The 14,422-nt window shown below is 71.1% G+C and carries 12 protein-coding genes; 1 reads left to right on the top strand and 11 read right to left on the bottom strand.

Annotation, left to right across the window (positions count from 1 at the left end; translation table 11 throughout):
* Positions 1-233 precede the first annotated feature (233 nt).
* The 6 genes from EDD93_RS15695 to EDD93_RS15670 all read right to left on the bottom strand — a co-directional run bounded on the left by EDD93_RS15695 (position 234) and on the right by EDD93_RS15670 (position 6,132).
* Positions 234-1,868 (bottom strand): beta-N-acetylhexosaminidase, encoded by a 1,635-nt coding sequence (locus EDD93_RS15695; protein WP_123525731.1) that lies wholly within the window; start codon positions 1,866-1,868, stop codon positions 234-236.
* A 4-nt stretch (positions 1,869-1,872) separates the two neighbouring features.
* Positions 1,873-2,721 carry a carbohydrate ABC transporter permease gene (locus tag EDD93_RS15690; RefSeq protein WP_123525730.1) on the bottom strand — a complete coding sequence of 283 codons (849 nt, stop codon included), beginning with the start codon at positions 2,719-2,721 and terminating at the stop codon, positions 1,873-1,875.
* The gene (locus tag EDD93_RS15685; protein WP_123525729.1) at positions 2,718-3,692 is read right to left on the bottom strand and encodes a carbohydrate ABC transporter permease; all 975 of its coding nucleotides are present in this window, start codon (positions 3,690-3,692) and stop codon (positions 2,718-2,720) included. Before EDD93_RS15685 ends, EDD93_RS15690 begins: the two co-directional genes overlap by 4 nt.
* Before the next feature lie 2 nt (positions 3,693-3,694).
* Positions 3,695-4,999, bottom strand: coding sequence for an extracellular solute-binding protein (locus EDD93_RS15680; RefSeq protein ID WP_123525728.1), 1,305 nt, complete (start codon positions 4,997-4,999; stop codon positions 3,695-3,697).
* A gap of 242 nt (positions 5,000-5,241) precedes the next feature.
* The gene (locus EDD93_RS15675) at positions 5,242-5,541 is read right to left on the bottom strand and encodes a DUF3039 domain-containing protein (protein WP_123525727.1); all 300 of its coding nucleotides are present in this window, start codon (positions 5,539-5,541) and stop codon (positions 5,242-5,244) included.
* Positions 5,542-5,571: 30 nt separating this feature from the next.
* On the bottom strand, positions 5,572-6,132 hold the full coding sequence (locus tag EDD93_RS15670) for a YqgE/AlgH family protein (RefSeq protein WP_123525726.1): 561 nt from the start codon (positions 6,130-6,132) through the stop codon (positions 5,572-5,574).
* Positions 6,133-6,406: 274 nt separating this feature from the next.
* On the opposite strand from EDD93_RS15670, the gene murA reads away from it, so the two are divergent.
* Positions 6,407-7,747, top strand: coding sequence for a UDP-N-acetylglucosamine 1-carboxyvinyltransferase (gene murA / locus EDD93_RS15665; protein ID WP_123525725.1), 1,341 nt, complete (start codon positions 6,407-6,409; stop codon positions 7,745-7,747).
* A gap of 226 nt (positions 7,748-7,973) precedes the next feature.
* Here murA and EDD93_RS15660 read toward each other — a convergent pair whose 3' ends face one another.
* The 5 genes from EDD93_RS15660 to EDD93_RS15635 form a co-directional block, all read right to left on the bottom strand.
* On the bottom strand, positions 7,974-8,255 hold the full coding sequence (locus tag EDD93_RS15660) for an HU family DNA-binding protein (protein WP_003968811.1): 282 nt from the start codon (positions 8,253-8,255) through the stop codon (positions 7,974-7,976).
* Between the two features lie 341 nt (positions 8,256-8,596).
* Complete coding sequence (locus EDD93_RS15650; RefSeq protein ID WP_123525724.1) at positions 8,597-10,030, bottom strand: NAD-dependent malic enzyme; 1,434 nt, start codon at positions 10,028-10,030, stop codon at positions 8,597-8,599.
* Between the two features lie 482 nt (positions 10,031-10,512).
* Complete coding sequence (locus tag EDD93_RS15645) at positions 10,513-12,894, bottom strand: UvrD-helicase domain-containing protein (protein WP_123525723.1); 2,382 nt, start codon at positions 12,892-12,894, stop codon at positions 10,513-10,515.
* A 171-nt stretch (positions 12,895-13,065) separates the two neighbouring features.
* Positions 13,066-13,674: an ABATE domain-containing protein gene (locus tag EDD93_RS15640; RefSeq protein ID WP_123527794.1), complete on the bottom strand. Its 609-nt coding sequence runs from the start codon at positions 13,672-13,674 to the stop codon at positions 13,066-13,068.
* A gap of 109 nt (positions 13,675-13,783) precedes the next feature.
* A complete protein-coding gene (locus tag EDD93_RS15635; RefSeq protein WP_123525722.1) occupies positions 13,784-14,368 on the bottom strand; it encodes a GNAT family N-acetyltransferase in 585 nt (194 codons plus the stop codon).
* Positions 14,369-14,422 lie beyond the last annotated feature (54 nt).

The following is a 14,422-nucleotide window of genomic DNA, read 5'->3' as shown; positions in this document are numbered from 1 at the left end:
CGTGCTCAAAGCCTGGACGTGGCAACTCTGGCACATCTTCGGACCGGCCCGACGCGAGGGTCCGCGAAGGGAGTATCCGTCCCTGGCCAGGGGGATGATCCCGATTCGCACCTCTTCGGAGCAGAGTGCGAATTGCCACTATTCAGCGAGCTTGTACGACTTATTCCGTTCCACGGGAGGTTGAACGGACGAGTCGGACGGGAGGGTCCGGGAGGACCGGGAAGGGGGAGGCCCTACTTGTTCGGCGGCGCGCCCTCCAGCGGACGGCCGAGGATGCCGGGCCGCCGCTGCCACGGCAACGGACCGCCCGCCGGCCGGTAGTCGACGCCCAGCGCGTCCAGCCGCGCGTAGTGCGCGGCCATCCGGCGCTCGAAGTCGGCGAAGTCCCGTTCCGCGGAGGGGGGCAGGGCCGACCAGGCGACCTCCGCGAAGGCGGCCAGGCGCGGGAAGACCTGGTAGTCGACCCGGGCCCGGTTCTGCATGACCTCGGTCCAGACGTTGGCCTGGGTGCCGAGGACGTGCCGGGCCGCCTCGTCGGAGAGGCCCGGCGGCACGGGTTCGAAGCGGTAGACGTCCTCCAGGGTGCGGACGTACCCGATCGGCATCGGCTCGTCGGGGCCGCCGTGCTGACGGTGGTCCAGGTAGACCTGCTGCTCGGGGCACATGACGACGTCGTGGCCGGCCTCGGCGGCGGTGATGCCGCCCGCGTAGCCGCGCCACGAGGAGACGGCCGCGCCCTCGGCGAGCCCGCCCTCCAGGATCTCGTCCCAGCCGATGAGACGGCGCCCCCGCGCGGTGAGCCAGCCGTCGAAGTGCCGGATGAACCAGGACTGCAGCTCGTCCTCGTCGGCCAGGCCCAGTTCCTTGATGCGGGCCTGGGCGGCGGGCGACGCCTTCCACTGGTCCTTGGGGCACTCGTCGCCGCCGACGTGGATGAACGGCGAGGTGGCGGCCGGGAAGAGTTCGAGTACCTCCTCGAAGACGCCCTCGAAGAAGCGCAGGGCCTGCTCCGTGGGGGCGAGCACGTTCGGGCTGACTCCCCAGTCGCCCCAGACGGAGAGGGACCCGGTGTCGATGACGTCGGTGTTGCCGAGCTCCGGGTAGGCGGTGATGGTCGCCTGCGAGTGGCCCGGGATGTCGATCTCGGGGACGACCCGGATGTGCCGGGCCGCGGCGTACGCCACGATCTCGCGGATGTCGTCCTGGGTGTAGAAGCCGCCGTGCGGGGTCTCGTCCCAGAGTTCGGAGGCCCGGTGCCCGTGCTTGGTGCGCGAGCGCCAGGAGGCGGTCTCGGTCAGGCGCGGGTAGCGCTTGATCTCGACGCGCCAGCCCTGGTCGTCGGTGAGGTGGAAGTGGAAGACGTTCAGCTTGTGCGCGGCGAGGAGGTCAAGGTAGCGCAGGACGTCGGTCTTGGGCATGAAGTGCCGTGCCACGTCGAGCATCATGCCGCGCCACGGGAAGCGCGGGCCGTCCTCGATGTCGGTGAACCCGAAGCCGGGCAGGGCTCCCTCGCCGACGGGCGCCCGGCGGAACGCCTGCGGGCCCAGCAGCTGACGCAGCGTCTGGGCGCCCCAGAAGACCCCGGCGGGGCTGCCGCCGGTGATGGCGACGCTGTTGCCCGGCAGGGTGGTCAGCCGGTACTCCTCGGGCTCCAGGGCCGGGTCGGTCAGCAGCCGGACGGACTGCTCGGCGCCCTCGGCGCTGGGCGCGAGGGACAGGCCGAAGGCGGCGCCGAGGGTGGCGCGCAGCCAGCGTTCGGTGGTCTCGGTGCCGGGGCCCGCCGTGATGGCGGTGGCCGGATCCAGGACGAATCCGCACCTGCCCCGGTCGCCGGCGCGCACGGGTGCCGGGATCAGTTCCATGTCCATGACGTCAGTCCTTAACCGCTCCGCCCAGCCCCGAGACCAGACGTCGCTGTACGAGTACGAAGAAGACCAGCACGGGAACGGTCATCACCGTCGAGGCTGCCATGATCCCTCCCCAGTCGTTCTCATCGGGTTTGAAGAAGACCAGCAGCGCCATCGGGAGCGTCGACTGGGAGGTGTCGCTGATGATGAACGACTTCGCGAAGAGGAAGTCGTTCCAGGTCGAGATGAACGAGAAGACGCTGGTCGCCACCAGTCCCGGGAAGACCAGCGGGAAGAGGATCTGCCACAGGAAGCGGGCCCGGCTCGCGCCGTCGATGTACGCGGCCTCCTCCAGCGCGTCCGGGACGGCCTTGACGAAGCCGCGCAGCATCCAGATCGCGAACGGCAGCGAGAACGCCAGGTGCGGCAGGATCAGCGAACCGAGCGTGTTCAGCTGGCCGAAGTCCCGCATCAGGAAGAACAGCGGGATCGTCAGCGCCTCGACCGGCACCATCTGCGCGACCAGGAACATGATCAGCAGGGTGGTGCGGAAGCGGAACCGGAACCGGGTCACCGCCGTCGCCGCCAGGAAGGCGATCAGCGCGGAGACGATGACGACCGTGCCGGCGACGAGCAGGCTGTTGAGGAAGTAGCGCCCGAAGTCCTGCTGCTGGAAGACCCGGCGGAAGGAGTCCAGGGACGGCGACAGCGTCCAGGGCCTGGGGTGCGCGGACTGGACCTCACCGGCCGGCTTGAAGGCCGAGAGCACCATCCAGTACAGCGGGAAGGCCACGGCGGCGGCGATCAGCAGCGCCGCGGCCTCGGCGGCGAGCCGGCCGGGCCGGCGGACGCGCGACAGGGACGGCAGGCTCACAGTTCCTCCCCCTGGCGCCTCACCAGGCGCAGATAGACCAGCGTGACCGCCAGCAGGATCACCAGCATCACGACGCCGATGGCCGAGCCGAGGCTGTACTGCGAGGACGCGAACGCCTTCTGGTAGGCGTACACGTTGAGCACCAGGTTCTGGCCGGCGATGCCGCCGCCGTTGGTCATGACGTAGATCTGCGTGAAGACCTTGAAGTCCCAGATGATCGACTGGATGGTGACGACGATCAGGATCGGCCGCAGCATCGGCGCCATGACCGACCGCCAGATCCGCCACTGCGAGGCGCCGTCCAGCGCCGCCGCCTCCAGCACCTCGGTGGGGATCGCCCGGATGCCCGCGTACACGGTGACCATCACGAACGGGAACGAGCACCACAGCACTTCGAGGAGCACCAGCGCGAAGGCGCTGTAGCGCCCGTACGTCCAGGAGAAGTCACCGAGCCCCAGCACCCGGTTGACGGGTCCGAAGTCGGCGTCGAAGAGGAAGACCCAGACGGTCGATCCGGTGATCGCCGGGGTTGCCCAGGCGCCGAGCGCGGCCATCATCAGGGCGAGCCTCGGCAGGGCCCTGACCCGGGTCAGCAGGACGGCCAGCGCGCAGCCGACCAGCAGGGTGGCCAGCACGCACAGGCCCGCGAAGACCACGGTGGCCGCGAGGACCTGCCAGAACTGGCTGTCGTGGAAGAGCGTCGCGTAGTTGCCGAAGCCCTGGAAGGTGGTCGGTTCGCCGCCGCTGACCTGGGCCTGGGTGTACTCCAGGAAGGAGATCAGGCCGAGTTGGTAGATCGGGTAGACCAGCAGCCCGCCCAGCAGGACGAGCGCGGGCAGCAGGTAGAGCCAGGGGGTCCAGCCGGACCGCCGGGCCGGGGAGACCGACGGGCGGCGCCGGCGCGGACGGGAGGCGACCCCGCCCGCACCGGGTGCGCCGGGCGCCTTGTACGCCGTGCTGTTCGCCGTCATCGTCAGCCCGCGGCGGCGAACGCGGCGTCCATCTTCTTCGCCGCGTCGTCCGAGGCGCCGGCCACGTCCTTACGGCCGCTGACGATCTCCTGGAACATCGTCGGCAGGATCAGCGAGGAGTCGATCTGGCCCCAGGCCGCCGACGCGGGGACGAACTTGGCGCCCGCGCCGAGCGTCTTGACGAAGGGTTCGACGAACGGCTCCTTCTTCGCGGCCGCGTCCAGCACGTCCGTGTAGGTGGGCAGGAAGCCCATCGCGTCGAACATCTTCGCCTGGGTCTCCTTGCCGGTCAGCGACTCCATCAGGTCGACGGCGAGGGTGCGGTGCTTGCTGCTCTTGAGCACGCCGATGTTGTTGCCGCCCGCGAACGCCGGGGCGATGGAGCCCTCGGCGACGCCGGGCAGCGGCACGACCGCGTACTTGCCCTTCACGGTGCCCGCCTCGACGGCCGCGTGGCTGAAGTCGCCGCCGATGGCCATGGCGGCCTTGCCGGAGGCGAAGGCGGTGACGGTCGCGTTGCCGCCCATGGCCGCGCACTTGGCGGCCGGGCAGTTGGTGTCGCCGAAGAGCGAGGTGTAGGCGGCGATGCCCTTGCGGGCCTTCTCGCTGTTGATGGCCGCCTTGTACGAGGCCCCGCCGCCCTCGGCGAGTTCGCCGCCGTTGGCCCAGATGAACGGCATGGCGCCGTAGGTGTACGCGCCGCCCACCGCGAGGCCGTAGAGGTCCGGCTTCTTCTTGTGGATCTTCTTGGCGGTGGAGATCAGCTCCGCCTGGGACTTGGGAGCCTCGATGCCGAGGTCCTTGAAGACGTCGGTGCGGTAGTACAGCGCCCGGACGCCGACGAAGAGCGGGGCGCCGTAGATCTTGCCGTCGACGGTCACCGACTGCCTGGCCGTCGGGTCGGTGTCCTTGGCGTCCGCCCAGGCGGCGAACTCCTCGCTGACATCGGCCAGTCCGCCGTCCTTCACGTAGCCGGCGGTGTCGGTGTTGCCGTACTCGATCAGGTCGGGGGCGCTCTCGGGGTCGTTGAACGCGGCCTTGACGCGCTGGGCGCGGGTGTCGACGGGTATGTACTCGATCTCGACCTTCGCGCCTTCGTGGGCCTTGCGGAAGTCCGCGACCGCGGCGTCGACGACCTTCTCCTTGGGCTTGTTGCCCACCTCCTGGAACAGCCAGACGCGCAGTGTGCCGGTCTTCTCGTCCCCCTTGGCACCGGTGTCGGAGGTCTGCGGCGCGCAGGCGGTGGCGGTGAGTCCCGCCAGCACAAGCGCCGCAGCCGGGGCGGCAATTCGGGCAGAAAGCTTCATCCGGGACCCCTACCGGTAAGCGTTGCAGCATGCGCAACGCGCGTTTCGTTCTGCACAACTTGCAGGAGGGTAGGTCTAGACGAAGTCGCCGACAAGTGGTCTCAACCACTCTGTGACCCGGGGAAGCAGCCCGTGCAACGCGTCCGGCCACCGCGGGCGCGCCCGGACGGCAGAGAACCCCCGGGGCACGCGGCAGCGTGCCCCGGGGGTTCTTCCGGGCAGGTCGGTTCTGCTGGTACGGACTACTTCTTGTCCTTGCCGCCCTTGCCCTTGTCCTTGTCCTTGTCGCCGCCGGCGCCCATGGATTCGTAGATCTCCTTGCACATGGGGCACACCGGGTACTTCTTGGGGTCGCGCCCCGGTACCCAGACCTTGCCGCACAGCGCCACCACGGGGGTGCCCTCCAGGGCACTCGCCATGATCTTGTCCTTCTGGACGTAATGGGCGTAGCGCTCGTGGTCGCCGTCGCCGTTCGACACCTGTGGCGTCGGCTCCACGAGGGTTCCCGTACCTGCCCCGCGATCGGGCTCAAGAGTGCTCATAACCGCCAAGCCTACTGAAAGCCCGGGGGATCAGTTCAGCGAAGGGTCGTCCGGGTACGTGGCGACCATGGCCAGTTCGCTGCGCTGACGGCGCAGGACGGCCCTCCAGAGGCTCTCCGGGCGCGGGGACGAGACATCCCCGGGCTCCGACTCGACGACGTACCAGGCGCCCTCGGAGAGTTCCGCCTCCAGCTGTCCGGGTCCCCAGCCGGCGTATCCGGCGAAGATCCGCAGCGAGCCCAGGGCCGGGGCCAGCAGTTCGGGCGGCGCCTCCAGGTCCACCAGGCCGATCGCCCCGTACACCCGGCGCCAGCCGAGCGGGCCCTCCTCGCCGGGGATCACCGCGACGCCCAGCGCGGAGTCCAGGGAGACCGGGCCGCCCTGGAAGACGACGCCGGGTTCACCGGCCAGACCGGCCCAGGAGGTGAGGATGTCGGCGACGCCGACCGGGGTCGGGCGGTTGAGGACAACACCGAGGGAGCCCTCCTCGTCGTGGTCGAGGAGCAGCACCACCGCGCGGTCGAAATTCGGGTCCGCCAGGGCGGGTGCGGCCACGAGCAGCCGCCCTGTGAGCGAGGACACCTCGGTCATGCCAGAAATGATCCCGCATCTTCGCCTTTCGCGGGGGCCAAGTGGCCCGGCCGCCGCCCCGGCTGCCCGAGCGCAGCTCAGGGCGCACGGGGGCACGGGGAGCGCACGGCCGGGCACCCATCCGGACGGTGACCCTCCGCAAGATCCAGGAAGCGGAGCGTGTTGTGGCGGATCCATGACGTTCGCGCACCCCCCGCCTTCTTACGGAAGGGGGGTGCGCGGCCATTACCCTTTCGATTGGCCCCCTGCCCGACCACTCCGGAACGCGAGATTCATGACCGGCACAGACGATGTCCTGCTTGTCCACGGCGGAACCCCGCTGGAGGGCGAGATCCGCGTCCGAGGCGCCAAGAACCTGGTGCCGAAGGCAATGGTCGCCGCGCTGCTCGGCAGCGGGCCCAGCCGACTGCGCAACGTCCCCGACATCCGCGACGTGCGGGTGGTGCGCGGACTCCTCCAGCTGCACGGCGTGACCGTCCGTCCGGGTGACGAACCGGGCGAGCTCATCCTTGACCCCACCCACGTCGAGAGCGCGAACGTCGCCGACATCGACGCCCACGCGGGCTCGTCGCGCATCCCGATCCTCTTCTGCGGCCCGCTGCTGCACCGGCTGGGCCACGCGTTCATTCCCGGGCTCGGCGGCTGCGACATCGGCGGCCGGCCCATCGACTTCCACTTCGACGTGCTGCGCCAGTTCGGCGCCACGATCGAGAAGCGCGCCGACGGGCAGTACCTGGAGGCCCCGCAGCGGCTGCGCGGCACCAAGATCCGGCTGCCGTACCCGTCGGTGGGCTCCACCGAGCAGGTGCTGCTGACGGCCGTGCTGGCCGAGGGCGTCACCGAGCTGTCCAACGCGGCCGTGGAACCGGAGATCGAGGACCTCATCTGCGTACTGCAGAAGATGGGCGCGATCATCTCCATGGACACCGACCGGACCATCCGGATCACGGGTGTGGACCGCCTGGAGGGCTACACCCACCGGGCCATCCCGGACCGCCTGGAGGCCGCCTCCTGGGCGTCCGCGGCGCTGGCGACCGAGGGCAACATCTACGTCCACGGGGCGCAGCAGCGCTCGATGATGACGTTCCTGAACACCTTCCGCCGGGTCGGCGGGGCCTTCGAGATCGACGACGAGGGCATCCGGTTCTGGCATCCGGGCGGCGCGCTGAACGCCATCGCGCTGGAGACGGACGTGCACCCCGGTTTCCAGACCGACTGGCAGCAGCCGCTGGTCGTGGCGCTGACGCAGGCCGCCGGCCTGTCGATCGTCCACGAGACGGTGTACGAGTCGCGGCTCGGCTTCACCTCCGCGCTGAACCAGATGGGCGCGCACATCCAGCTCTACCGCGAGTGCCTGGGCGGCTCCGACTGCCGCTTCGGCCAGCGCAACTTCCTGCACTCCGCGGTCGTCTCCGGCCCGACGAAGCTCCAGGGCGCGGATCTGGTCATCCCGGACCTGCGCGGCGGTTTCTCGTACCTGATCGCCGCCCTGGCGGCGCAGGGGACGTCCCGGGTGCACGGGATCGACCTGATCAACCGCGGCTACGAGAACTTCATGGACAAGCTGGAGAAGCTCGGCGCGAAGGTCGAGCTGCCGGGCGGTTCACTCGTCTGAGCGGCGCGGCAGGGCACGGCCGGGGCCGGTTCCCGGGGGCGAAGGCCTCCGGGAACCGGCCCCGGTGCGTTCGGGCGGCGGCCGGACGGCGCGCACGGACGCCTGTGGACCCGGACGGAATCGGCCCGTGTGCCCCAGAAGGCACAGAACGGCCCTTCTGCGGCGCGTACGCCGAAGGGCGGCCACCCTTGGTCGGGGTGACCGCCCTGCGTCGTGCAAAGGGGTGTTACTTGCCCTTGGCGGCTTCCTTGAGCTTCGAGCCCGCGGAGACCTTCACGCTGTAGCCGGCCGGGATGTTGATCGGGTCGCCGGTCTGCGGGTTACGAGCGGTGCGAGCGGCACGGTGGGTGCGCTCGAAGGTCAGGAAACCGGGGATGGTGACCTTCTCGTCGCCCTTGGCGACGATCTCACCGACGGTCTCGGCGAGCGCGGCCAGCACTGCGTCGGCGTCCTTGCGAGTCACCTCGGCGCGGTCGGCCAGGGCGGCCACCAGCTCACTGCGGTTCATGTTGTTACTCCCGTGTTCTTCTTGCCTGTGAGGCGTGAGATCGAAGCCGATGCTGCCAGGGCACTCGGACAGTCCCCGACTCGGGTCCGTGTGAGAACCCTCGCGCCCCGTGGGGTCTCCCCCCGGACCAAGTCCTTGGGAAAGCATCCTGCCCCCACCTGCGGCGGGAAAGCCAATCCGGCACCCTCCGGAGTCACACGAAAAGCGCCACTGCCTCGTCGTGGTGACGTTCCGTCGACTCCCCGAAAGCGGTCCGCAGCGGGTGCGGGACTCTGCGGGACGCGTCGCCCGCCCACCCTAAAGGGGCGTTTGGGGCGCCGCGACCCGCGACGCGCCGGACATCAGGCGGACGTGGGACCCGTCACAGCCGCGCCGGCCGCCTTGGCGGCGTCCCGGACGGCTCCGGCGACCGCTCCGGCGACCTTGTCGTTGAAGACCGACGGGATGATGTAGTTCGCGTTCACCTCGTCCTCGGCGACGACATCGGCGAGGGCGCGCGCGGCGGCGAGCATCATCTCCGTGTTGACGGTGCGGGACTGGGCGTCCAGCAGTCCGCGGAAGACGCCGGGGAAGACCAGGACGTTGTTGATCTGGTTGGGGAAGTCGGAGCGGCCGGTGGCCACGACGGCCGCCGTCTCGCGGGCGACCGAGGGGTCGACCTCGGGGTCCGGGTTCGCGAGCGCGAACACGATCGCGCCGTCCGCCATGGCCGCCACGTCGGTCCCGTCCAGGACGTTCGGGGCCGAGACGCCGATGAAGACGTCGGCGCCGACGACGGCCTCCTTGAGGGTGCCGGTGACGGACTCCGGGTTGGTGTTGTCCGCGATCCAGCGCAGCGGCGAGTCGGCGTCGGCGGAGACGAGGTCCTCACGGCCGGCGTGCACCACTCCGTGGATGTCGGCGACGACCGCGTGCTTGACGCCCGCGGCGAGCAGGAGCTTCAGGATGGCCGTACCGGCCGCCCCGGCGCCGGACATGACGACCCGTACGTCCCCGATGGCCTTGCCCACCACGCGCAGCGCGTTGGTCAGCGAGGCGAGCACGACGATGGCGGTGCCGTGCTGGTCGTCGTGGAAGACCGGGATGTCCAGGGCCTCGCGCAGCCGGGCCTCGATCTCGAAGCAGCGCGGTGCGGAGATGTCCTCCAGGTTGATGCCCGCGAAGCCGGGGGCGATCGCCTTGACGATCTCGACGATCGCGTCGGTGTCCTGAGTGTCCAGGCAGATCGGCCAGGCGTCGATGCCGGCGAACCGCTTGAAGAGGGCCGCCTTGCCCTCCATCACCGGGAGCGCGGCCATCGGGCCGATGTTGCCGAGGCCGAGCACCGCGGAGCCGTCCGTCACGACTGCGACGGAGTTGCGCTTGATGGTGAGCCGGCGGGCGTCCTCGGGGTTCTCCGCGATCGCCATGCAGACCCGGGCCACACCGGGGGTGTAGATCATCGAGAGGTCGTCACGGTTGCGGATGGGGTGCTTGGACGCCATCTCGATCTTGCCGCCGAGGTGCATCAGGAACGTACGGTCGGACACCTTGCCGAGGACGACGCCGTCGATGTCGCGCAGGCCTTCGACGATCTCGTCGGCGTGCGAGGTGGAGGAGGCCGCGATCGTGACGTCGATCCGGAGCTTGTCGTGGCCGGAAGCGGTCACGTCGAGGCCGGTGACCGAGCCACCGGAGGACTCCACGGCCGTGGTGAGCTGGGAGACCGCTGTGCCGCTCGCGGGCACCTCCAGCCTGACCGTCATCGAGTACGAGACGCTGGGCGCCGTTGCCATGGCCGAGTCCTTCGCTTTCCTTAGCTTCATTGCTACGCGGCCGGGTCCGTCAACAGGAACAGTCCCGCACACGCCTTCAGATATTCGCACCTACCGGTGGGTAGCCGGTAATGACTGCCGCACTTCGGAAAGTAGTTTCCACCATACGAGATATGAGGGCTCCAGCGGAACCCCTCACGGCTCACCGCCGGCGGCGGCCGCCTCCCGGAGCACCGGCCCCGTGAAGAGACCCCGTGGCCCCGTAAACAGAAACAGACCCGCGCCACCGGGGGGTGACGCGGGTCTGTCTTCTTCGGTTGAGCGGCACCGGCCCGCCATGCTCGCCTCGCGGCAAGTGGTCGCTCGAAGCGACTAAGGTTGGGCCCGGGGGCTTGGATCGAGCCGATGCCGACTCCAGGCTAACAAACACCCCGGAGAAGTGATTCCCGCAGTGCGGGTTGACCCGGAAAAGGCTCCCGGCCCGCAGCCGCGGCGGCGGTGCGTCAGTCCCTCAGCAGGTCCGGCACCCCGTCCTCGTCGGGCAGGTCCCGCTCCCCCGAGACGACCGTGAGCTGCTGCGTCGCCCGCGTCAACGCGACGTACAGCACCCGCAGCCCCGCCGGGGACTCGTCCGCGATCTCCGCGGGCGAGACGACCACCGTGGCGTCGTACTCCAGCCCCTTGGCCTCCAGGCTGCCGAGCGCGACCACCCGCTCACCGAGCTCCGCGAGCCACTTGCGGGCCTGCGCACGCCGGTTCATCGCGACGACGACGCCGACGGTGCCGTCCACCTCACCCAGCAGCCGCCGCGCCTCCTCGCGCACGGTTTCGGCCAGATCGCCGTCCCGTACGGTCTCGAAGCGCGGCCGGACGCCCGTGGAGCGGACGGCGGCCGGTGACTCCATGCCGGGCATCGCGAGCGCGAGGACCTTGGCGGCGAGTTCGGCGATCTCCGCCGGGTTGCGGTAGTTGACGGTCAGGGTGAAGCGGCGGCGCGGCCGGCTGCCGAGCGCCTCGTCACGCGCGGCGGCCGCCTCGTCCGGGTCGGACCAGGAGGACTGCGCGGGGTCCCCGACGATCGTCCAGGTGGCGTGCCGGCCCCGGCGGCCGACCATCCGCCACTGCATGGGCGTGAGGTCCTGCGCCTCGTCGACGATGACGTGCGCGTACTCCGTGCGCTCCGCCGCCAGCCGCTCGGCCCGCTCCCACTGGGTCTCCTCCCGGTGCGGCATCAGCTCCTCCAGACCGGTGAGCTGGTCCAGCGGGTCGAACTCCCGTTTGCGCTTGGGCCGGTTCGGGGTGCCGATCAGATGCTGCAACTCGTCCAGCATCGCCACGTCGTGGACGGACAGCGGCCCGCTCCCCGCGCTGTCGAGGCGCTTCAGGGAGCGCGCGAGCCGGCGCACCTCACCCTGATTGAGGGTCCGGCGAGCCCAGCGGGCGAGCCGCTTCTCGTCGGCCATCGCGGCGAGCACCCCGCGCGGGGTGAGCTCGGGCCACCAGGCGTTCAGGAACTCGATGAACGGCGTCTCGGTGGAGACGTCCTCGTCGAACGACGAGCGCAGCTCGGCGGCCAGCTCCTGATCGGTGTAGCGGCCCCGGCCGGACGACCTGCTCCACAGCGCGTCCAGCAGCAGTTTGCGGGCGCGCGGGCGCAGCAGGTTGACCGGTGCGGTTCCGCTGAGGACGTTGTTCCGGATGCGCCGGAGCTCGTCCTCGTTCAGCTCGACCCGGGCGCCGAAGGCGACCACCCGCAGCCGGGTGGGCGTGGCGGCCTCCTGCGGGGCCTCCTCCGCGTCCCCGAACGCCAGCTGGCCCGCGTCCTCGGCGGGCGGCCGGACCACCGGCTGCTCCAGCGCCCCGCGGGCCGCCTTGCGCAGCACGTGCAGGATCCGGGAGGAGCCCTTGATCCGGGCGACGGCCGGTTCGTCGTAGGTGGTGGCGCCCTCGATGCCCGCCGCCTCGTCGGACAGCGAGCCGACCGCGCGGATCGCGACCTGGCCCTCCTCGCCGAGCGAGGGCAGCACCCCTTCGGTGTAGGCGACCAGCAGCGGCGTCGGGGAGACGACGAGGATGCCGCCCGCGTACCGCCGCCGGTCCTGGTAGAGCAGGTAGGCGGCGCGGTGCAGGGCGACCGCGGTCTTGCCCGTGCCGGGGCCGCCGGAGACCTCGGTGACGGAGGCGGCGGGCGCTCGGATCACCAGGTCCTGCTCGGCCTGGATGGAGGAGACGATGTCCCGCATGGTGTGGCTGCGGGCCTGCCCGAGCGCGGCCATCAGCGCCCCGTCCCCGACGACGGCGAGCTTCTCGCCGCCCAGGTGCCCGGTCAGCTCGGGGCGCATCAGGTCGTCCTCGACGCCCAGGACCCGGCGGCCCTTGGAGCGGATGACCCGGCGGCGTACCACCCGGCCCGGTTCCTTCGGCGTGGACCGGTAGAAGGGTGCGGCGGCCGGCGCCCGCCAGTCGATGACCAGTGGCGCGTAGTCGGAGTCGAGGACCCCGATCCGGCCGATGTGCAGCGTCTCCGCGATATCGGCGGTGCTGTCCTCCCGTACTGCGTCGTCGGCCGGCTCCACGGAGGTGAACGCGCCGTCGGGGCCGCGCTCACCGTCCTTGCCGAGCAGCAGGTCGATCCTTCCGAAGAGGAAGTCCTCGAACTCGCTGTTCAGCCGGTTGAGGTGGATTCCGGCCCGGAACACCTGGGCGTCGCGTTCGGCGAGTGCCCCCGGTGTCCCGACCTGGCCGCGTTTGACGGCATCACTCATGAGAAATTCCGCCTCGTGGATCTTCTCCTCAAGGCGGTGGTACACACGGTCGAGATGTTCCTGCTCGACACCGATTTCCCGGTCCCGCAACGAATCGACAGCGGCATCCTGCGCGGCCACCGAGACCCCCTTCTGACGTGCATTGGGCAGCCGTCAACCCTATGCGACGCGGGGCCCGTCGCGCACCTGCCACGAGCATGTGATCTTGCCGGGGCCCGGGGCGGGCCCGCCGGGCCCGCGCGCCCGCGCCGGCGCCGCGAGGCCGGGGCGGTCCGGCCGGGCCCCGGGAGGTCAGGGCGCCACGGGCCGCCCGGCCGGGTCCGCGTGGCGCCGCCGGTGCCGGGCGACCCGTTCGCGGTTGCCGCACACCTCGCTGGAGCACCAGCGCCGGCGCCGCCCGCGCGAGGTGTCCAGGTAGATCCGGCGGCAGTTGTCGCCCTCGCAGCGGCGCAGCCCGCCCAGCGCCACCGGGTCGGTCAGCAGCTCCACCGCGTCGCGGGCCACGGTGGCGAGCAGTGCCCGGCAGTCGGGTTCGGCGCTGAGCCCGCGCACCAGGGCGCCGCTCCCGGTGCGCACGGCGCGCACTCCGGGCGGCGCCCCTGCGGCGAGCGCGTTGACGCGCTCCAGGGCGCCCTCGGCCGCCCGGCCGCCGAGCTGCGCGGTCAGCAGCCGGTCGACGGCGGTCCTCAGCTGACGGAAGAGCAGCAGCCAGCTGTGGTCCACGGTGGCGAGCCTGGTGCCCTGCGGTACGGCTCCGGAGGCCGTCAGCCAGTGGACGAGCCGCTCGGGCCGGTCCAGCGGGTCGGGGGCGTCGGCGCTGCCGGCCCCGGTCGCCACCAGGTCGAGGCAGAGCCGCCCGGCGTCGAACCGCCAGTCGCACGATCCCTTGCGCGTTGCCATGCGCATGCCACCGCCTTGGGTCCGGCCGACGTCCACCCAAGAGTGCCCGTCCCGCACCCCGCCCGTAACCCCCGCCGCCGCCCGGACACCGCGCGGGCGGCCGGGGCGCTCAGGCGCCGGCGGCGGACGGTGCCCCGGTGACCGGGCCGTCGTGCAGGATGCGCTGGAAGAGCCGGTGGTCGCGCCAGTCGCCGTTGATGTGCATGTAGCGCGGGGCCAGCGCGAACTGCTCGAAGCCGCATTTGGCGAGCACCCGCTGCGACGCGACGTTGTCCAGCAGCGTTCCCGCCTGGACCCGGTGCAGCCCCAGCTCGTCCCGGGCCAGGTCGCAGATGAGCCGCACCGCGGTGGTGGCCAGGCCCCGGCCCGCGTACTCGACGCCCACCCAGTAGCCGAGCGAGGCGCTGCGGAACGACCCGAGCACGATGGCGTCGAGGGTGAATCCGCCGACCGCCCGGTCCTCCTCGTCCGCCAGCACCCAGGGCATCACGCGCCCCGCCCCACGGTCGGCCAGCAGCCCGGCCAGCCGCTCGCGCTGCCCCTGCTCGGTGTAGAAGGCGTCGGGACGCCGGGGCTCCCAGGCGCTCATGTAGGTACGGCTGCGGGTCAGCGCCGCGGCGAGGGAGGCGGCGTCGGACCCGGTGGCGGGACGGAGCCGTATCCCCGTGTCGAGCCGGTGGATTTCATTGATCATCCCAGCACGGTAACCCGGCACCGCCGCAGCCGTCCCGGGGCCTCGCACCGCCTT

The sequence above is a fragment of the Streptomyces sp. 840.1 genome, assembly GCF_003751445.1.
Taxonomy (GTDB): Bacteria; Actinomycetota; Actinomycetes; order Streptomycetales; family Streptomycetaceae; genus Streptomyces.
The sequence above is the reverse complement of the archived record's forward strand: the minus strand, read 5'-3'. Positions and strand labels throughout refer to the sequence as shown.